14 protein-coding genes and 3 pseudogenes are annotated in these 18,961 nt (G+C 72.8%); 11 read left to right on the top strand and 6 right to left on the bottom strand.

The genetic code is table 11. The features are described from left to right. The first annotated feature begins 7 nt into the window (after positions 1-7). Together LNW71_RS12500 and LNW71_RS12495 are read left to right on the top strand one after the other, a co-directional pair. Positions 8-954 (top strand): annotated as a pseudogene (locus tag LNW71_RS12500) (acyl-CoA dehydrogenase family protein). A 486-nt stretch (positions 955-1,440) separates the two neighbouring features. After that, the gene (locus tag LNW71_RS12495) at positions 1,441-1,995 is read left to right on the top strand and encodes an ATP-binding protein (protein ID WP_250968307.1); all 555 of its coding nucleotides are present in this window, start codon (positions 1,441-1,443) and stop codon (positions 1,993-1,995) included. A gap of 92 nt (positions 1,996-2,087) precedes the next feature. Here the strand turns inward: LNW71_RS12495 and LNW71_RS12490 are convergent, their stop codons facing one another. Beyond that, a complete protein-coding gene (locus LNW71_RS12490) occupies positions 2,088-3,014 on the bottom strand; it encodes a cyclase family protein (RefSeq protein WP_250968306.1) in 927 nt (308 codons plus the stop codon). A gap of 83 nt (positions 3,015-3,097) precedes the next feature. On the opposite strand from LNW71_RS12490, the gene LNW71_RS12485 reads away from it, so the two are divergent. The 3 genes from LNW71_RS12485 to LNW71_RS12475 all read left to right on the top strand — a co-directional run bounded on the left by LNW71_RS12485 (position 3,098) and on the right by LNW71_RS12475 (position 6,494). Then, positions 3,098-4,027, top strand: a complete 930-nt coding sequence (locus tag LNW71_RS12485) for an SDR family oxidoreductase (protein ID WP_250968305.1) — start codon at positions 3,098-3,100, stop codon at positions 4,025-4,027. A gap of 218 nt (positions 4,028-4,245) precedes the next feature. Next, complete coding sequence (locus LNW71_RS12480; RefSeq protein WP_250968304.1) at positions 4,246-5,448, top strand: acyl-CoA dehydrogenase family protein; 1,203 nt, start codon at positions 4,246-4,248, stop codon at positions 5,446-5,448. Then, positions 5,445-6,494 carry a Zn-dependent alcohol dehydrogenase gene (locus LNW71_RS12475; RefSeq protein WP_250968303.1) on the top strand — a complete coding sequence of 350 codons (1,050 nt, stop codon included), beginning with the start codon at positions 5,445-5,447 and terminating at the stop codon, positions 6,492-6,494. The genes LNW71_RS12480 and LNW71_RS12475 overlap by 4 nt, the downstream gene beginning before the upstream one ends. Before the next feature lie 14 nt (positions 6,495-6,508). Here the strand turns inward: LNW71_RS12475 and LNW71_RS12470 are convergent, their stop codons facing one another. Then, positions 6,509-7,504 carry a GlxA family transcriptional regulator gene (locus LNW71_RS12470; RefSeq protein WP_250968302.1) on the bottom strand — a complete coding sequence of 332 codons (996 nt, stop codon included), beginning with the start codon at positions 7,502-7,504 and terminating at the stop codon, positions 6,509-6,511. Positions 7,505-7,591: 87 nt separating this feature from the next. Here LNW71_RS12470 and LNW71_RS12465 point away from each other — a divergent pair. From LNW71_RS12465 to LNW71_RS12455, 3 genes and pseudogenes are all read left to right on the top strand, one after another. Beyond that, a pseudogene (locus tag LNW71_RS12465) lies at positions 7,592-8,868 on the top strand (MFS transporter). Further along, entirely contained in the window at positions 8,865-9,308 is a 444-nt protein-coding gene (locus LNW71_RS12460) for a DUF2809 domain-containing protein (protein WP_250968301.1), read from the top strand. The pseudogene LNW71_RS12465 and the gene LNW71_RS12460 overlap by 4 nt, the downstream one beginning before the upstream one ends. A 209-nt stretch (positions 9,309-9,517) precedes the next feature. Then, on the top strand, positions 9,518-10,915 hold the full coding sequence (locus LNW71_RS12455; RefSeq protein WP_374119391.1) for an MFS transporter: 1,398 nt from the start codon (positions 9,518-9,520) through the stop codon (positions 10,913-10,915). 22 nt (positions 10,916-10,937) lie between these two features. Here LNW71_RS12455 and LNW71_RS12450 read toward each other — a convergent pair whose 3' ends face one another. Next, positions 10,938-11,549 carry a flavin reductase family protein gene (locus tag LNW71_RS12450; protein ID WP_250968299.1) on the bottom strand — a complete coding sequence of 204 codons (612 nt, stop codon included), beginning with the start codon at positions 11,547-11,549 and terminating at the stop codon, positions 10,938-10,940. A 364-nt stretch (positions 11,550-11,913) separates the two neighbouring features. Here LNW71_RS12450 and LNW71_RS12445 point away from each other — a divergent pair, with 364 nt between their 5' ends. Beyond that, the gene (locus LNW71_RS12445; protein ID WP_250968298.1) at positions 11,914-12,738 is read left to right on the top strand and encodes an SDR family NAD(P)-dependent oxidoreductase; all 825 of its coding nucleotides are present in this window, start codon (positions 11,914-11,916) and stop codon (positions 12,736-12,738) included. 51 nt (positions 12,739-12,789) lie between these two features. On the opposite strand, the gene LNW71_RS12440 is transcribed toward LNW71_RS12445, so the two are convergent. The 3 genes from LNW71_RS12440 to LNW71_RS12430 form a co-directional block, all read right to left on the bottom strand. After that, entirely contained in the window at positions 12,790-13,629 is an 840-nt protein-coding gene (locus tag LNW71_RS12440) for an enoyl-CoA hydratase/isomerase family protein (RefSeq protein ID WP_250968297.1), read from the bottom strand. Between the two features lie 79 nt (positions 13,630-13,708). Then, positions 13,709-15,937, bottom strand: coding sequence for an acetate--CoA ligase family protein (locus LNW71_RS12435; RefSeq protein WP_250968296.1), 2,229 nt, complete (start codon positions 15,935-15,937; stop codon positions 13,709-13,711). A gap of 653 nt (positions 15,938-16,590) precedes the next feature. Beyond that, positions 16,591-17,727: an NAD(P)/FAD-dependent oxidoreductase gene (locus LNW71_RS12430; protein ID WP_250971978.1), complete on the bottom strand. Its 1,137-nt coding sequence runs from the start codon at positions 17,725-17,727 to the stop codon at positions 16,591-16,593. Between the two features lie 222 nt (positions 17,728-17,949). Here LNW71_RS12430 and LNW71_RS12425 point away from each other — a divergent pair, with 222 nt between their 5' ends. Together LNW71_RS12425 and LNW71_RS12420 are read left to right on the top strand one after the other, a co-directional pair. Continuing rightward, positions 17,950-18,402 carry a DoxX family protein gene (locus LNW71_RS12425; RefSeq protein ID WP_250968295.1) on the top strand — a complete coding sequence of 151 codons (453 nt, stop codon included), beginning with the start codon at positions 17,950-17,952 and terminating at the stop codon, positions 18,400-18,402. A gap of 89 nt (positions 18,403-18,491) precedes the next feature. Next, a pseudogene (locus tag LNW71_RS12420) lies at positions 18,492-18,874 on the top strand (Zn-ribbon domain-containing OB-fold protein). Positions 18,875-18,961 lie beyond the last annotated feature (87 nt).

Below are 18,961 nucleotides of genomic sequence, written 5' to 3'. Positions count from 1 at the left end.
GCGGACAGTGGACTTCCGGCTCTCGGAGGACCAGCGGGCCCTGCGGGCGGGGGTCCGCGACCTGCTGGCCGGCCGGTTCGGCAGGGACCGGATGCGGGAGGTGCTGGACGGCGGCGGAGGTGTCGGCCGCGCGCTGTGGCGGGAGCTCGGCGGGGCCGGGCTCTTCGCGCTGCGGCTGCCCGAGGCGGCGGGCGGGGTCGGCCTCGGCCTGCCCGAATCCGTACTCGTGTTCGACGAGATCGGCCGGGCGCTGCTGCCCGGACCGCTGGCCGCCACCCAGCTGGCCGCAGGCGCCGTGCGGGGGCGGCGGAGGGTGAGGCGGTCGTCGCGGTGGCGGAGGCGGGGCGGCCGGTGGGGCACCTGGCGGATGCCGACGCGCTGCTGGTCCTGGACGGGGACCGGGCGCGGGTGCTGACCGGCGGGGCGCTGCGGCAGGTCGTGCGGGCGGCCCGGCCCGTACGGTCGCTCGATCCGGGCACGCCCCTGTGGCGGGTCCCGGACCTTGCCGCGTACGGCGGCGAACCGCTGCCGGACGGGGCGCGACTGCGCCGCGAGGGCGCCCTGCTGACCGCCGCCGAGCAGCTCGGCAGCGCAGCCCGCAGCGTGCAGGCGGCGGTCCAGCACGCCCGTGAGCGCGAACAGTTCGGGGCGCCGATCGGGTCCTTCCAGGCGGTCAAGCATCTGTGCGCCGGAATGCTGGTGCGCGCCGAGCTGGCCCGTACGGCCGTCTACGCCGCCGCCGTGACCGCGGACCCGGTGGAGATCGCCGGGGCCAAGCTCCTCGCCGACGACGCGGCTGTCGGCAATGCCCGCGACTGCCTCCAGGTGCACGGCGGCATGGGCTTCACCTGGGAGGCGGATGTCCATCTGCACCTCAAGCGGGCCTGGGTGCGGGCCGGCCAGTGGCTGACCGCGGCGGACGCGGAGGAGGCGCTGGCCGCCGATCTGGCCTGATCCGGAGCGGCCGGGTGTCCGGTGCGCGCAGGTGACGCGACGGACCCCTGAGCGTCACGCTGCGGAGTGACGCAGTGCAGTCGGTAAGCACTGATACCGGCTTGTGTCCTTTGCGTGATTCGTCACGGGCCGGAGTCGGGGCTGGGCTCAGGTACGCTCCGTTGGATGCGAGTGGTTCTGGAACCGGGTGATCCGGATGTGGCCTGCGCGGCGACTCCGGTCCGCCAGGGGTGCCCTGCTCGCGATCCACGCAGAAGCGCCGGGCCTGCCGGGGAATCGAATTCCGCGGTTCCGATGCGCCTCTGTTCGACTTCCCGCAGCGCGCGTCGCACAGTATGCACCACGCGTACTCCTTCGCGCTGGAATATGCCCGAAGCGCTTGTTGCGGTGACTGTACGTCAACCATGCTGTCTCGTAAGGGAATCACGTTCCGTGACCCTGAGGAGGCGCGAGGCGATGTGTCCGCCGGTTCGGATGGTGTGAGCGGTGCAGGTGCTTCAGGTTCAGTTGGAGGTCGGGGCCGACCCCGCGGAGGTCGGGCGGGCCCGCAGATGGGCCCGGTCCAGGCTGGTCGGGTCCGGGATAAGGGACGACGAGCCGCTGGCCGAGACGCTCATCCTGCTGATCTCGGAGCTGGTCACCAACGCGGTCGTGCACACCGGCTGTCCGGCCGTGCTGCGCATGCTGTTCGGCTCGACGGGAGCCCCGGGGAACGCCGGGACCGTCCGGGTCGAGGTCGCCGACACCAGCTGCCGCCCGCCGCAGCAGCGGCACGCGGAGGGCGAGGACACCGGCGGCCGGGGCCTGGAGCTGGTGGACGGCCTGGCCGACCGCTGGGGCTGGCAGCCGGAGGGTGCGGGCAAGCGCATCTGGTGCGAGGTGGACCGGGGCATCCCGCTGATCCAGGTACAGATGCAGCCCGGCGCCCTCGGGCTGGGCGCGCCGGGTGCAGCGGAGTGCGACACCGGCGGCTGTGACGCCGCCGGGCGCGAGGCGGGCGGCGCGTACGAGCCGCCGCGCGCGGTCACCCACCGGGCCTGAGTCTTTCGTCGTGCCCCCGCCGCGCGCACAGGGGCCCGTCGCGTGCGGGCCCACGTCCGCGGTAGCGGCCGGGGTGGGGCCGGGGCTGCCGCTCAGAGGATCGCGACCGGCGCGACCGGTGTACCGGTGGCGCCGATGAAGGGCTCCGGCATGGCGGAGAGCAGAAAGCCGTAGCGGTTCGACTCCGCACAGGCTGTGGACAACTTCTCCAGATTCCAGTTCTGGCCCTGGAGCATGCCCATCTCGACGAGGTCCAGCGCGTGCACCCCCAGCCACAGATCCTCGATCTCCGGCGGGAAGATCTCGAAGGTCAGCGTGTCGTTGGCGACCGCGGCCACGTCGCGGGCCCGGAACCACTCCGGTGTCCGGATCGACAGACCCGGTGACGGATAGCCGTACGCGTTCTTGTCGCCGGTCAGATACACCTGCACCTGCCCGGTCCGCACGAGCACGATGTCTCCGGCCCTCACCCGGACCCCGGCCAGCTCCTCGGCCGCGTCCAGGTCCTCGGGGGTGACGGCGTGGCCGCCGGGCAGCCGGTCCACGCCGTGGGCGCGGGCCACATCCAGCAGCACCCCGCGCGAGACGATGTGCGGGGCCTTGTCGATGCCGCTGAACCGGGCGCCGCCGTGCGCGGTGATGGTGTCGGCCGGCCGGCCGTTGTAGATCTTCCCCGAGTGCGAGGCGTGGGTGAGGGCGTCCCAGTGGGTGGCGGTCTGCAGGCTCAGGACCGCGGTGTCGTCGCTGGTGGCGACGGTGCCCGGACCGAACAGCTCCTGGTTGATCTGGACCATGGTGTGCAGCGGATTGATCCGCCCCGGGATGAGCCCGTTCTGTACGCCGTCCTGCTGGAGCGGCAGCGCGAGCGGGATCCGCTGCCCGGTGCGGACGGTGGCCGCCGCCTCCCGTACGACCTCGTCGGTGACGAGGTTGAGCGTCCCGATCTCGTCGTCCGCGCCCCAACGGCCCCAGTTGTTCACGCGCTTGGCGATGTCGTGGAACTCGGCCGGCAGTGACATGGAGCCTCCTGGGGCTTGTGCCGGTGGACCTGATGACCCATAGAATCTAACGGTCCGTCAGAAACCGCGGGAAGGGGCCGGGCATGGGGAACTTCTTGGCAGGCAAAGTCGTGGCCGTCACGGGTGCCGGGCGTGGCATCGGGCGCGCCGTCGCGCTCGCCGCGGCGGCGGAGGGGGCGAGAGTCGTGGTCAACGACTACGGCGTCTCCGTCGAGGGCGGCGAACCCGCCAGTGAGATAGCCGAGTCCGTCGTCAAGGAGATCGTCGCGGCGGGCGGCGAGGCGGTCGCGGTGGCGGACGACATCTCCACCATGGCCGGCGGGCAGCGGGTGGTGGACACGGCGCTCGCGCGGTTCGGCCGGATCGACGGGGTCGTCTGCGTGGCCGGGATCCTGCGGGAACGGATGCTGTTCAACATGTCCGAGGAGGAGTGGGACCCGGTGGTCGCCACCCACCTCAAGGGCACGTTCACCGTCTTCCGGGCCGCTTCGGCGGTGATGCGCAAGCAGGAGGGCGCCGGCACGCTGATCGGCTTCACCAGCGGCAACCACCAGGGCAGCGTGGCCCAGGCGAACTACAGCGCGGCGAAGGGCGGGATCATCTCGCTGGTCCGCAGCGCGGCGCTGGGCCTGCACAAGTACGGCGTCACGGCGAACGCGGTCGCGCCGGTGGCGCGCACCCGGATGTCCGCGAACGTTCCCATGGAGCTCAAGGAGATCGGCGAGCCGGAGGACGTGGCGGCACTCGTCGTCTACCTGCTCAGTGAGCGCGCCCGTGCGGAGGGCATCACGGGCCAGGTGTACACGATCGCGGGCCCGAAGATCGCGGTCTGGGCCCAGCCGAGGGAGCTGCGCGCCGGGTACGCGGAGGGGGCGCCGTGGACGCCGGAGCGCATCGCGGACTTCCTGCCGGGGACGGTGGGGACCGACCCGATGCCGATGCTGGCGCAGCTGGAGGAAATGGCAGCCGCGGCGAAGGCCGCGCGCCGCACATCCAGCCCCTCCGGCGATTGAGGAGCGGGGGTCCGGGGCGGAGCCCCCGGTTGCCGGGTGCGCGGCGGCGTCGCCGGGGCGCTGCCCCGGACCCCGGTCCTCAATCGCCGGACGGGCTTGATTTCGCCCCCGCGGTCCTCAATCGCCGGACGGGCTTGAGCACAGGCACACCATCCAGCCCCGCCGGCGATCGAGGCGCGGGGTTCCGGGGGCGGAGCCCCTGGCAGACAGGAGGCAGCGTGGACTTCAGCTTCGGCCCCGACGACGCCGCGTTCCGCGCGGAAGCCCGCAGCTGGCTGGAGGCCCACCTCGTCGGCGAGTACGCGGCGGAAGGCGGCGACGGCGCGGGCGGTGAGCGCGAGGGTGCCGCGATCCGCCGCGCCTGGGAGCGGGAGCTCGGCGGCGGCGGCTGGATCGGCCTCGGCTGGGAGGACGGCGGCGCGGGCACCGAACCGCACGGCAACCGCCGGGCCACCCTCACCCAACAGGTCGTGTGGGCGGAGGAGTACGCCCGGCTGCGCGCCCCGGCCCGGGCCGGCCACATCGGCGAGAACCTGCTCGCCCCCACCCTCATCGCGTACGGCAGCAGGGAGCAGCAGCGCCGCTTCCTGCCGCCCGTCGCACGCGGCGAGACCCTGTGGTGCCAGGGGTACAGCGAGCCTGGCGCCGGTTCGGACCTGGCCGGGGTGCGCACGGCGGCGGTACGGGACACGGAGCGCGGCGGACACCGTGTGACGGGTCAGAAGATCTGGACGTCGCTCGCCCGGGACGCCGACTGGTGCTTCGTGCTGGCCCGCACCGAGCCCGGTTCGCGGCGCCACCACGGGCTGTCGTTCCTGCTGGTGCCGATGGACCAGCCGGGCCGGGTCGAGGTGCGGCCGATCCGCCAGATGTCGGGGACCAGCGAGTTCAACGAGGTCTTCTTCGACGGGGCGTACGCCGAGGAGGTGGTCGGCGGGGAGGGCAACGGCTGGTCCGTCGCCATGGGCCTGCTGGCCCTGGAGCGCGGGGTCTCCACGCTCGTCCAGCAGATCGGGTTCGCCGCCGAACTCGACCGGGTGGTCAAGGCCGCCGTGGCCACCGGCGCGGTCACCGACCCGGTCCTGCGCGAGCGGCTCGTGCGCCAGTGGGCGGAACTGCGCACGATGCGCTGGAACGCCCTGCGCACCCTCGGCACCGAAGGCGACCCCGGCGCCCCCAGCGTCGCGAAGCTGCTCTGGGGCGGCTGGCACAAGCGCCTGGGCGAACTCGCCGTGGAGGTCAGGGGCGCGGCCGCAGCCGTCGGCCCGTACGACTGGTCATCCGGCGCACCGTACGAACTCAGCGAGGCACAGCGCCTGTTCCTGTTCACCCGGTCCGACACCATCTACGGCGGCTCGGACGAGATCCAGCGGAACATCATCGCCGAGCGCGTGCTCGGCCTACCGAGGGAGCCGAGATGAGAGGCGTCGTCTTCGACGGCAAACGGACCGAGGTCGTCGACGACCTGGAGATACGTGATCCGGGACCCGGCGAGGTGCTGGTGGCGGTCGCCGCGGCCGGGCTCTGCCACAGCGATCTGTCGGTGATCGACGGGACGATCCCCTTCCCGCTGCCGGTGGTGCTCGGGCACGAGGGCGCCGGCGTGGTCGAGGCGGTCGGCGCGGGCGTGAGCCATGTGGCGCCCGGCGACCACGTGTCGCTGTCCACCCTGGCCAGCTGCGGGGCGTGCGCACAGTGCGACCGGGGCCGGCCGACGATGTGCCGCAAGGCGATCGGGATGCCGGGGCAGCCGTTCTCGCGGGGCGGGAAGCCGCTGTACCAGTTCGCGTCCAACTCGGCCTTCGCCGAACGGACCCTGGTCAAGGCCGTGCAGGCGGTGAGGATCCCGGTGGACCTGCCGCTCACCTCGGCGGCGCTGATCGGCTGCGGGGTGCTCACGGGAGTCGGAGCCGTACTGAACCGGGCCAAGGTCGACCGCGGCGAGAGCGTCGTCGTGATCGGCACCGGCGGCATCGGGCTCAACGTGATCCAGGGGGCGCGGATCGCCGGCGCGCTGACCATCGTCGCGGTCGACTCCAACCCGGAAAAGGAGGCGGTGGCGCGGCAGTTCGGCGCCACGCACTTCCTGACCTCGGCGGACGGCGTCCGGGAGATCCTGCCGAGCGGCGCCGACCACGCCTTCGAGTGCGTGGGCCGCACCGAGCTCATCCGCACCGCGATCGACCTGCTCGACCGGCACGGCCAGGCCGTCCTGCTGGGGGTGCCGGCGGCGACGGCGGAGGCGTCCTTCCTCGTCTCGTCGATGTACCTGGACAAGTCGATCCTGGGCTGCCGCTACGGCTCCTCGCGCCCGCAGCGGGACATCGCCCTGTACGCGGACCTGTACCGGGAGGGCCGGCTGCTGCTGGACGAACTGGTCACCGAGACCTACCCGGTGGAGGACTTCGCCAAGGCGGCGGACGACGCGCACCACGGGCGGGTGGCGCGCGGCGTGCTGGTCTTCTGAAGGAGCCGGGCGCGTCAGGCGCGGTTGCCGGCCGTCGAGCGGAACGTCCGCCGGTACACCGTCGGCGACACCCCCAGCGCCGCCTGCAGATGCTGCCGGAGCGAGGTGGGTGTCCCGAAACCGGCATCGCGTGCGACGCGGTCGATCGACAGGTCGGTGGACTCCAGCAGCCGGCGGGCCAGCTCCACCCGCTGCTGGGTCAGCCACTGGACGGGGCTGACCCCGACCTCCTCACGGAACCGGCGGGTGAACGTCCGTACGCTCATCGACTCCTGCTGCGCCATGTCGCGCAGCAGGATCGGCCGCTCCAGCCGCCCGAGCGCCCAGGCCCGTGCGGTGGTCGTGCCGGCGAGCTGGGCGTCGGGGACCGGGCGCTGGATGTACTGGGCCTGACCGCCGTCGCGGTGCGGCGGTACGACGGTGCGGCGGGCGACGTCGTTGGCGACGGCCGTGCCGTGGTCCCGGCGCACGATGTGCAGGCAGAGGTCGATGCCGGCGGCGACCCCGGCCGAGGTCAGGACGTCCCCGTCGTCGATGAACAGGACGTCGGGATCGACCCGGACGGCGGGGAACAGCTCCTGGAAGTGGTCGGCGGACGCCCAGTGCGTGGTGGCGGGGCGCCCGTCCAGGTATCCGGCCGCGGCCAGCACGTAGCTGCCGGTGCAGATGGAGACCATCCGGGTGCCGGGTCTGATGTACGCGAACGCCGCGACGAGCTCGTCGGTCAGCCGGCCCTCCGTGTGGACGGGGCCGAGCTCGTAACTGGCGGGGATCACCACGGTGTCGGCGGTGGCGAGGATCTCCGGGCCGTGCTCGACGGTGATCGTGAAGTCCGCGTCGGTGCGGACGGGGCCCGGCGGGCGGACCGAACAGGTCACGACTTCGTACAGCTTCGGACCCCGGCGGCCCGACGGCTCGGCAGCGCGCGAGAGGCCGAAGATCCTTTGGGGGATGCCCAGTTCGAAGGGGAGCAGCCCATCGAGGGCCAGGACGACGACGCGGTGCGGCACGGCGGACTCCCTTCACCTCTAGCTGGTATAGACCATAAGCTGATACATGTCATCGGTGTGAAGGAAAAGTCAGCAGACCACGCACTCATTCCCGCCGTGGACCGCGAGAGCGCTTTGTGCGATTCGCCCCCCTTGCTCCCGCTGTCCCCGCTGTCGTCCCTGTCCGCCGGGTCCGACCGGCTCTGGAACCGAAACTTCCGGCTCTTCTTCGTGGCCCGTACCGCGGCACTCTTCGGCGACGGGATGATCCCGGTGGCGCTCACCGCCGGTCTGCTGGGTGCCGGGCGCCCGCACTCCTCGGTGGGGTACGCGCTGGCCGCCTGGATGGGCCCGCTGGCGCTGTTCGTGCTCTTCGGCGGCGTGCTGGCCGACCGGTTCACCCCGCGCCGGATGATGATCATCGCCGACGCGCTGCGGCTGATCGGGGCCTCGGCGCTCGCGGTCTCGTTCGCGACCGGCAACCCGCCGCTGTGGGCGGTGTACGCGCTGAGCGCGGTGGCCGGGGTGGGGCGGCCCTCTTCCAGCCGGGAGTCGCCTCGACGGTGCCGCGGGTGGCCTCGGACGTGCAGCGCGCCAACGCGGTGCTGCGGGTGTCCGAGGCGCTGATGACCATGGCCGGCCCGGCGTTCGCGGGCCTCCTCGTCGGGCTGGCGAGTGCCGGTGCGGTCTACGCGGCGAACGCCTCGACGTTCCTGGTCTCCGGTGCCTGCCTCTTCCTGCTGCGGCTCGCCCCGGCCCCGTCGGACGAGGCGCCGCGCGGTACGTTCGTCGCCGAACTCGTGGACGGCTGGCGTGAGTTCAGGGCGCGCAGCTGGCTGTGGGGAGTGATCGCGATCTGGACGGTGTACGGCTTCAGCGTGCTCGGGCCGATGCTCCCGCTGACCGCCGTCGAGATCACCGAGGCGCACGGCTCGGGGACGTACGGCGCGATGATGGCGGTGAACGGCGCGGGCAGCGTCGTCGGCGGCCTCCTCGCCCTGCGGCTGCGGCCGCGCCGCCCGCTGGCGGCCGGCGCCGTGGCGCTGACCGGGGTCTGCGTGAACCTGCTGGTGCTGGGGCTGGGACTGCCCGTGCCCGCCCTGGGGGCCGGGCAGTTCGTGGCGGGCGCGGCGTTCGCGTTCTGGCTGGTCATGTGGTCGACGACCGTCCAGACGCAGGTGCCCCCGGAGGCGCTGAACCGGCTGCACGCCTACGACGTGGCCGGATCCTTGCTGATGCTGGCGGCGGGCCGGGCGCTGGCCGGGCCGGTCGCGGACCGGGTGGGCGCACCGCAGGTGCTGCTCGCCGGAGCGGTGATCAACATACTGGCCGTGGGCGTGCTGCTGGCTGCCCGGCCGATCCGGCGGCTGGAACGGATCCGATGACGGGGCGACGCGCCTGCCGGGCCCGGTTCGCGGCGGCGGGTGCGGCCGCGCTGACGGTCGCGGCCGGCCTCGGGGTACGTACCGTGGCGGACGGCGCCCCCGCCAAGTACGCCGGGGACGCGCTCTATACGGTCCTGATCTGCGCCCTCTTCGCGCTGTGCGCGCCCCGCGCCCGTCCGTTCGCCGTGGCAGCAGCGGGGCTGGTGCTCAGCTGGGCGGTCGAGCTGTTCCAGCTGACCGGGGTGCCCGCGGACCTCTCCCGGCACAGTGCGGTGGCGCGGCTGGTGCTCGGCTCGACGTTCAACGCGCCCGACCTGTTCTGGTACGCGGTGGGTGCGGCCGCCGCCTGGGGTGTGCACGCGGCGGCGGCGCGCGTGACCGCCCGGGCCGCCCGGGCTGCTTCGCCCGCGCCCGGTCCTCGGCCCGCTGCATCTGGATGACCTGGAGGACGTGTGCGCTGGTCTGCCGGCGCACGGATGCGCGAGCACTCACGCGCGCTTCCGGCCGCCGGTGGACGGAAATCGTACGCGCCACCGGAAGACGGGTCGGGAGCGGAGGGGCCAGGTAGCACCCCTCATGGCCCGATCCCTGCGAACCATGTCCCTCGGGCCACTCGTGGGGGAACGGCGCTGACCGGATGCTGGGCGACGTGACACAGACGAGCGAGAGTTCCGCCCGGGACGGCCGCCGACGGACCGCCCCCGAGGTGCGGAGCCGGCCGCGCGTTCCCGAGACGCGGCACCGGCCGCGCCTCCCCGGGGCGCGGCGCCGACCGAGCACCCCCGGGGTGCGGCAGCGACCGCGTATCCACCGTGCCTGGATCGTCGCCGCCGTCACCTTTGTGACGATCATCGGCGGCGCCGCCTTCAACTCCCTTCCCGGCCTGCTGATCGACCCCCTCCACACGGAGTTCGACTGGTCGCGCGGGGAGATCGGCCTCGCCGTCTCCCTCGACATGGCGCTGTACGGGCTCACCGCGCCGTTCGCCGCCGCGCTGATGGACCGGTTCGGCATCCGCCGGGTCGTGGTCGTCGCCCTCAGCGCGGTCGCGGCCGGGGCGCTGGCCAGCGTCTGGATGACGGCGGCCTGGCAGCTGATGCTCTACTGGGGGCTGCTCGTCGGCCTCGGCACCGGGTCGATGGCGATGGCGTTCTCCGCCACGGTCACCAACCGCTGGTTCGTCGCCCGCCGTGGCCTGGTCACCGGCATCCTCACCGCGGCCGGCGCGTCGGGCCAGCTGGTGTTCCTCCCGCTCTGCGCCTGGATCGTCGACAGACACGGCTGGCGCCCGGCCTCGGTGACCGTCGCGCTTGCCGCCCTGGCCGTCGTCCCGTTCGTCTGGTTCCTGATGCGCGACCATCCGGCCGATGTGGGCCTGGCCCCGTACGGCGGGGAGTACGCGGACAAGCCCGCGCCCGCACGGGGAGCGGCGAGGCGGACCGTACGCGTGCTGCTCGACGCCGCCCGCACCGGACCGTTCTGGCTGCTGGCCGGGTCCTTCGCCATCTGCGGAGCCTCGACCAACGGCCTGATCCGCACGCACTTCGTGCCCTCGGCGCACGACCACCACATGCCCATCACCGCCGCGGCGTCACTGCTCGCCGTCATCGGGGTCTTCGACATCATCGGCACGGTCTTCTCGGGCTGGCTCACCGACCGCTTCGACGCCCGCCGGCTGCTGGCCGTCTACTACGCGCTGCGCGGGGTCTCGCTGCTGTTCCTGCCGATCCTGATGGCACCGGCCGTGCATCCCCCGATGGTCTTCTTCATCGTGTTCTACGGCCTCGACTGGGTCGCCACGGTCCCGCCGACGCTGGCCCTGTGCCGGGAGCAGTACGGCCAGGACAGTGCGGTCGTCTTCGGCTGGGTCCTCGCTTCCCACCAGGTGGGTGCGGCGCTGGTGGCGTTCCTGGGCGGGGTGGCGCGTGACCGCTTCGGCTCGTACGACGTGGTCTGGTACGCGGCGGGGGCGCTGTGCGCGGTGGCGGCACTGATGGCGCTGATGGTCCGGCGGGCCCGGGGCCCGCGGGACGTCGCCGTCGCGTGAGCGGAGCCCGCCCACGCGCGGCTCAGCCGCTGAAGCGCCCGAACGCCCCCTGGTGGAAGAGCAGCGGACCACCCCCGGCCCCGTCCGCCGCCCCCAGCGCCTCCACCCGGCCGACCACGATCAGATGGTCGCCGCCGGTGTGGACGGCCTGGATGCGGCAGTCGATCCAGGCGGGCACGGCGTCCAGCAGCGGCGACCCGGTCGCGGGGGCGGGGGAGTGGGCCACCCCGGCGAACTTGTCGGCCCCGCTGACCGCGAAGCCCCGGCACAGCGCGCCCTGGTCCGCCCCCAGGATGTTGACGCAGAAGGCGCCGGCGCGGGCGATGCGCGGCCAGGTCGTCGAGGTGCGGGCGACCATGAAGGTGACCAGCGGCGGATCGAGGGACAGCGACGCGAAGGACTGGCAGGCGAAACCGGCCGGCCCGGCCTCGTCGTCCGGGTCGTGCGCGGTGACGATGGTGACCCCGCTGGCGAAGTGGCCCAGCACGCGACGGAATTCACCCGGTTCGACAGGCGGCCGCTCGTCGTCGGCGACGGCTCGCAGCATCGGGCGCGGCAGCGGATCGACCGGCACCGGGGCCGCGGTCGTCGCGGCGCCGACGGACCTGAGGTAGCGGATGGCCGTTGCGGCCATGCCTGCGTGTCCCATCATTCTTCGTGTCCCATCACTCTTCGATTAGAGCTGACGGAGCGTCAGATTGGAAGGGCGGGAGAACCCCCGACCTTCGTCAGGGGCCGCCCCTGACGTTCGGGCCGGGTCTTGTGTTCACGCCGCTCCTAGGTTCGCTCCTCATGAGACGAGAACCCCGGCAGGAAGCCCGGCAGGAAACCGGCTGGAAGGCCGCACCGGAACCCGGACCGAAGCCCGCACCGGGAGAGTCACTGTTGCCAACCCGCTGGCGCGGGATTCCGGCATCGTCTAACCTCGAACGAGACGGGCCGTATCGTCTCGTTCGAGACGGGTGACGGCGACCGCGTGAACGAAGGAGTGTGACGACGTGCCGAGCACCAGGACCTGGTTCATCACCGGCGCCTCCCGCGGCCTGGGCCGGGCTTTCACCGAGGCCGCGCTTTCCGCCGGGGAGCGGGTCGTGGCGGCCTCCCGCGACGTCGCGCCGCTGGGTGACCTGGCGGAGAAGTACCCGGACGACCTGCTGCGACTGTCCCTGGACGTCGCCGACCGCCGAGCTGTGTTCGAGACGGTGGAGCGGGCGGTGGCCTTCGGCGGCCGGGGCCTCGATGTGGTGGTCAACAATGCGGGCGGTCTGCTGTACGGGATGGTGGAGGAGGCCACGGAGGAACAGATCCGGGACCATCTCGACGTCAACTTCTTCGGTGCGGTCTGGGTGGCCCAGGCCGTGCTCCCCCACCTGCGTGCGCGGGGCACCGGACGCCTGCTGCAGATCACGTCGATGGGGACCGGCGGGGGCATGGCCTCCGTCGGGTTCTACGGGGCGGGGAAGGCGGCGCTCGACTCGGTCAGCGAGGCGCTGGCGATGGAGGTCGAGCAGTTCGGGGTCAAGGTCACCGTCGTGCAGATGGGCGGCTACTCCACCGGGCTGTTCACGGCGGGCACCACGGCCACCGCCCCGGACCCCGCGTACGACGAACTGCGCGCCCGGCTGGCCGAGATGTGGGGCGAGGACGCAGGCCCGGACCCCAGCACGGCGGCGCCGGCCCTCATGGAACTGGCCGGCCTTCCGGACCCGCCGAGGCGCCTGATCCTCGGTGACCGGTCCTTCGACCTCGTCCAGGAGATGGACCGGGCCCGCGCCGAGCAGTACCGGGCCTGGGAGACCCTCAGCCGCCTGGCGCCGGGGTGAAAGGGGGGCCGACCCCGGTGTCCTTCGTTCGGATCGTCCGGACGAAGGACCCTAGACACCCCGGTACTTCGGGGCCCGGCGCTCCACGAAGCTCGCCACGCCCTCGTTGGCGTCCCGCGTCGTCATGTTGATCTCCTGGGCCATGGCCTCGGCGGCGAACGCCGTGGCCCGGTCGGCGTCCAACGACGCGTTGACCAGCTGCTTGGTCAGAGCGATCGAGCGGGTCGGGCCCTCGGCCAGCCGCTGGGCCCACGACCGTGCCGTCGCCGCCAATTCCGCGTCCGGCACCGTCCGGTTGACCAGCCCAAGGCGCTCGGCGTCCGCCGCCGGGAGCGAGTCCCCGAAGAACATCAGCTCCTTCGCGCGCTGCGGTCCGACCAGTCGCGGCAACAGGTATGCGCCACCGCCGTCCGGTACGAGGCCACGGCGTACGAACACCTCGATGAACCTGGCCGATTCGGCGGCCAGCACCAGATCGCAGGCGAACGCGAGGTGGGCGCCGATACCGGCCGCCGTGCCGTTGACGGCCGCGATGACGGGTTTCTCGCAGTCCAGGACCGCGGCGATCAGGCGCTGCGCGCCGAGCCGGATCGTCCGGGCGACATCGCCCGGCACCCGGTCGCCGGTCGCCGGGGCGCCCCGCAGGTCGGCGCCCGCGCAGAAGCCGCGACCGGTCGCGGTCAGGACGACGGCCCGGACCCCGGGGTCGGCGGAGGCCTCGGCGAGCAGGGCGATGACGCGTTCGCGCTGGTCCCAGGTGACGGCGTTCATCGCCTCGGGACGGTTGAGGGTGATCCACGAGACGCCGTTGTCAGTGGCGTGGAGTATCAATGACTCAGGCGATCCGGACGGGTCGGCGTGGTCGGTGGTGTCTTCGGGGGAGGACGGCATGAGGCAGCTCCTGCGCAGGTGGCGGGTCGGACGGCGGGGCCGGTGGCCAGGGAGGGCGGCGGTCGGCGGCGGGGGCCGGTCAGCGGCAGACGGCGAGCGCGTCCAGCGCCACCGCGCCCTGCCCGCGGCCCAGCACCATCAGCGGATTGATGTCCAGTTCGCTGAGGTCGTCGCCCAGTTCCAGCGCCATCCGCTGCACGCGCAGCACGACTTCGACGAGTGCGTCCACGTCGACCGGCGGGCCGCCGCGCACCCCTTCGAGCAGGGCGCGGCCGCGCAGTTCCCCGAGCATCGCCCGCGCCTGGTCCTCGCCGAACGGCGGCACCCGCACCGCCGCATCGTGCAGCACCTCGACCAGCACGCCACCGAGCCCGACGGTCACGGTCGGGCCGAACAGGGCGTCGTGGGTGACGCCGACCATCATCTCGACGCCCCGCTCGACCATCTGGCAGACCAGGATGCCGTCCAGCTCGACGTCCTCGTAACGCGCGATGTCGGTGAGCTCCCGATAGGCGTCGCGCACCTGGCTCGCGGAGGTGAGGCCGACCTTGACCAGGCCCAGTTCGGTCTTGTGGGCCAGTCGCGCGCCGGACGCCTTCATGACGACGGGGTAGCCGACCAGGCCCGCCCCCCGGACCGCAGCCGCGGCGCTGGTCACCAACTGCTCCCTGGGCACCCGGATTCCGTACGCCCGCAGCAGCTGCTTCGCCGCGTGCTCGCTCAGCTGGTGACCCGGGCGCATCAGGGCCTGCGCCTTGCGGAAGGAGGGCGAAGGCGTGCGCGGTGCCTCGTCGAAGGGGGAGCGGTAGGAGGCGGCGAACCGGTGGTGGTCCAGATAGGCCTTCACCGCGCTGATGCAGTTGCCGAACGTACGGAAGGTGGCCACGCGGGACGAGCCGAGCAGCGTCGTGCGGTAGGCGTCCTCCGTGCCGACCGGCGAACCCCACACCACGCACACCAGCTTGTCCGTGGCCTCCGCCGCGTCCACCAGGTCCTGCGCGAGCTTGTCGCTCATCGGCGGGAAGGGGCCGGTGATCGGACAGATCAGCACCCCGACCCCGGGGTCGGCGAGAATCGCGTCGATGATCTTCCGGCCGCGCCAGTCGCCCACCGGGTGCCCGCCGTTGTCGACCGGGTTCGCCACGTTCAGGTAGCCGGGTATCCAGGTGTGCAGCTCGGCTTGCTTCGCCTCGGACAGGACTGGGATCTCCAGGCCCGCGGCGGTCGCCAGGTCCGAGAAGTGCGCGCCCGTGCCGCCCGAGATCGAATACACCACGACCCCGTCGGCCAGCGGCTTCCGTGCCCGCGCCAGCAGGGCCGCGGTGTCCTGGAGCTCGTCGAGACCGTCCACCCGGATCACGCCGAACTGCCGCATCGCCGCGTCGACGACCTGGTCGGCGCCGGTCAGCTTGCCGGTGTGTGACGCGGCCATCCTGGCCCCCGTCTCCGTACGACCCACCTTGACGGCCACCACCGGGACACCGGCCCGTGCGGCCCGGTCGGCGGCGAGCAGGAAGGCGCGTCCGTCCTTGAGCCCCTCCACGTAACAGGCGATGGCCCCGACCTCGGGGCGCTGGGAGAAGTACCCGATGAAGTCGGCGGTCTCCAGGTCCGCCTCGTTGCCCGTGGGAGCCCAGTGCGAGAGCCGCACGCCCAGCTCCTGGAGGGTGTAGACGGGGCGTCCCTGGTGGCCGGACTGGGTGATCAGCGCGATCGCCGGCCCGTCCAGGTCGTCGCGGAACTCCTCGAAAGCGTTGAGGTTGGTGTTCGGCCCGAGCAGCCGCAGCCCCGAGCGTTCCACCGCGGCGGCCAGCCTGGCCTGCGCGGCGGCGCCCTCGGCCCCCGTCTCGGCGAAGCCGGAGGCGAAGGCGACGGCGAACTTCACCTTGGCCTGCGCGAGCTCCTCGATCACCGGGAGCGGGTCGCCGACCAGTAGCACCGCCAGGTCCACCTGCTCGGGCAACGCCGCGACGGAAGGGGAGCACGACCGCCCGAAGACGGACTCGCGCGTGGGATGTACGGGATACAGCCGCGCCCCGACCCGCTCGGCCCAGGCGATCAGCTGCCGGGTGATCCCGGTGTTGGGCCGCCCCTCGGTGTCCGAGGCGCCGATGACGGCCACGGACTCGGGCCGGAAGAACCGGTCCAGGTCCGGCACGGTGGCGTGCAGCGGCCGGCCGCTGACATCGAGATCGCCTTCCGCGGCCGCGGCCGCCATGCTGTGGACGGCGGCATGCGGCTCCTCGCCGCAGGCCACCACCCTGGCGCGGAAGTCGGTGGTGAGGGTGCCGTGAGTCGATCCAAGCATCGTTCCGCCCACTCCTGCTCGAAGGTCCGTCGGCCCTCGTGCTGCCCGGCCGGCGTCATGAGCTGACGCAGTGTCAGGTTACTGAACTGACGCCCCGTCAGGAATGGTCGTGCAGGCAAAGGCTGAGAGTGACGCTTCCGCCCGCCCTCAACGACCACCAGCAGAACCCACAACCCCCTCGACCGACACCCCCCGAGCCCCTCCCCCTGTGCACCCTCCCCCAACCCACGCTCACCCGCACCCACTCACCCACCCACCCACCCGCACTGTCCCGACGACCGACCCGGGGACGTGCAGGGGAGTCCCCGCAGGGCGCCGAACGGATACCCGGCCCATCCCGCGTACCCGCAGAACGTTCGGCGCCCGAGGAGACGCCCCGGAGGGGCCCCGGGTCACCCCCCACGGGTGCTCCCGCGGGGCCGGTGGCCACTTCAAGCCCGCCCGGCGATTGAGGGCAAGGCGGGCTCCACGGGGGCCCGCGCGTCACGGGGGCCCGCGCGTCACGGGGGCCCGCGCGTCACGGGGGCCCGCACCACGGGGGCCCGCACCACGGGGGCCCGCACCACGGGGCCCCGCACCCCGCCGGGCGACCACTTCAAGCCCGCCCGGCGATTGAGGGCAAAGGGCCCCCACGGGAACCCGTCACCCACGGATCACCCCGCGCGGCCCACCCTCTTCGCGATCTTCCGCGCGTCCAGGGCCATTTCGCGGAACATGCCGCTGATCGGGTTCGTGAACCCGGTGAAGTACAGGCCGGGTGCCTGCTTCGGCGTACGGCCGCCGTGCACCACCGGCCGGCCCCGGGCGTCCAGCACTCCGAGGTGGCCGACCAGCCCCTCCAGGGCTCGCAGGTAGCCGGTCGCGGCGATCACCGCGTCCGGGGTGATCCGGGTCCCGTCGGCCAGCACCACGGCGTCCTTGTCGAACGACTCGACGGCCGCGACCGGCACCACGCCGCCGCTCTTCACCGCGTCGATCAGCCCGACGTCCTGGATCGGGATCGCACCGTCCTTGACCCGTGAGTACAGGCCGGTGTCCGGGCGGGGGAGCCCCTTCTCGGTGAGGTCGGGCATGGTGGCGCGGGCCATCAGGCCCGCGGCGCGGTCGACGAGTGCGACCGGCAGCCGGCGTACGAGGATGCCGGTGGCCTGCGCAGGCCAGCCCGCCGTGGAGCGGCGCAGGATGTGCGGAACGGTGCGCACCGCGAGCCGCACTCGCGAGGCGCCGCCCTCCACCAGGTCGACGGCGATCTCCGCCCCCGTGTTGCCGACGCCCACGACGAGGACGTCCTTGCCCGCGTAGGGCGTCGCGTTGCGGTAGTCCGAGGCGTGCGCCAGTTCGCCGGTGAAGGTGTCGCGCCCGGGCCAGTCCGGGACCCGCGGGGTGTGGTTGAAGCCGGTGGCCACGACCACGGCCCGCCCGGTCAGCTCACGGCCGCCGGTCGCGGTCAGCCGCCAGCCGGTGCCGTCCGGCGCCCGGTCGATGCGGGAGACCTCGACACCCGTCACCACTTCCAGCTCGTGGTGCTCGGCGTACTTCTCCAGGTAGCGCACCACGTTGTCGCGGGAGACCCAGCGGCCGAACTTGCGGGGCATCGCCAGCCCCGGGAGGGCGGACCAGCGGCGGGTGGTGTGCAGGTGCAGCCGGTCGTAGTGGCGCCGCCAGGACGCGCCCACGTCTGCGGACTTCTCAAGGACGACGGCCCGTACCCCTTGCTCGCGCAGGGCCGCCGCGGCGGCGAGACCGCCCGGGCCGCCGCCGATGACGTAAACGGGGCGGTCCTCGGTGATGTCGGTGGGGGCTGGGGTGGGCTACCGGCGGTAGATGTGCTGTCGGACATGCTTCGGAGCGTAATCGCGCGACTCCTTGATGGGTCTCGGTCAAGACCGGAATCGATTGCGAATTGATCACGGGTGCACACCTGGGAATTGATCAAGAGTGCGCACCCTTGCGCGGGCCGTCGCCATCAGGTGAACTGACGTACCGTCAGATTAGGTGAACGGGAGGGCCCCATGCGGACGATCTGGCTCGACGGCGCCGAGTGGCTCGCCGTGCTCCGAATAGGCCTCGGTCTGTGGTGGCTGGAGAGCTGGCGGCACAAGGACAAGAAGGGCTGGTTCCAGCGCGGTACCGGCATCGCCTGGGCGGCGGACGTGGCGGGGAAGCACCGCTGGGCGGCAGTGGGGAGCGGTTTCGAGCGGATCGTCGCGCCGCGCCCGAAGACCATGGCGTACGTGGTCGTGTACGCGGAACTCGCCCTGGGGCTGGGCCTGGTCACCGGATTCCTGACACCGGTCGCCCTTGTCGCCGGGCTCCTGCTCAACCTGCTCTACCTGGTGCTGATGATCCACGACTGGGCGGAGCAGGGCCAGAACGCGATGATGGCGCTGATATCGCTTGTCGCGTTGTTCGCGATGTCCTGGCAGGCGTGGTCCCTCGACCACGCGACCGGACTCTTCCTGTGACGGCCCCCACCCCGGCCCCGGCTTCCCATCCGGCCCCTGCATCGGCCCCGCCCACCACACCGCCCCCCACGCCGGCCCCCCGCTACGACCTGCCGGAACCCGACGCGTTCACCCGCCCCTACTGGGACGCCGCTGCTGAGGGCACCTGCTGCTGCGACACTGCCGGGCCTGCGGCCGGTCGCACCACTACCCGCGCGAGTTCTGCCCGCACTGCTGGAGCGAGGACGTCGGCTGGGAACGGGCGAGCGGCCGGGCCACGCTCTACACCTGGTCCGTCGTCCACCGCAACGACCTGCCCCCGTTCGGCGCCCGGGTGCCGTACGTCGCCGCCGTCGTCGACCTGGCCGAGGGGCCGCGGATGATGACGCAGGTCGTGGAGTGCGAGGAGGGTGCGCTCGCCATCGGGATGGAGCTGCGGGTGGCGTTCCGGCGGGAGGAGGGGTGTGAGGCGGTGGCGGTGTTCCGGCCTTAGAGGTCTCCGGTGACCCGGGCGCCGGTCGGCATTCCTGCGGTGTCACGCTGGTCTTCCTTGATCCGCCCGGCCGCGAGGGAAACAGGC

It is taken from the genome of Streptomyces sp. RKAG290 (assembly GCF_023701695.1).
Taxonomy (GTDB): Bacteria; Actinomycetota; Actinomycetes; order Streptomycetales; family Streptomycetaceae; genus Streptomyces.
This window is presented reverse-complemented; position numbering and strand designations above follow the sequence as displayed.

Bases quoted from the DNA above. Each gene is read 5' to 3' on its own strand.
- LNW71_RS12490 (WP_250968306.1), bottom strand. From the start codon at position 3,014: ATGTCACTGCCGGCCGAGTTCCACGACATCGCCAAGCGCGTGAACAAC.
- LNW71_RS12485 (WP_250968305.1), top strand. From the start codon at position 3,098: ATGGGGAACTTCTTGGCAGGCAAAGTCGTGGCCGTCACGGGTGCCGGG.
- LNW71_RS12475 (WP_250968303.1), top strand. From the start codon at position 5,445: ATGAGAGGCGTCGTCTTCGACGGCAAACGGACCGAGGTCGTCGACGAC.
- LNW71_RS12460 (WP_250968301.1), top strand. From the start codon at position 8,865: ATGACGGGGCGACGCGCCTGCCGGGCCCGGTTCGCGGCGGCGGGTGCG.
- LNW71_RS12450 (WP_250968299.1), bottom strand. From the start codon at position 11,549: ATGGCCGCAACGGCCATCCGCTACCTCAGGTCCGTCGGCGCCGCGACG.
- LNW71_RS12440 (WP_250968297.1), bottom strand. From the start codon at position 13,629: ATGCCGTCCTCCCCCGAAGACACCACCGACCACGCCGACCCGTCCGGA.
- LNW71_RS12435 (WP_250968296.1), bottom strand. From the start codon at position 15,937: ATGCTTGGATCGACTCACGGCACCCTCACCACCGACTTCCGCGCCAGG.
- LNW71_RS12425 (WP_250968295.1), top strand. From the start codon at position 17,950: ATGCGGACGATCTGGCTCGACGGCGCCGAGTGGCTCGCCGTGCTCCGA.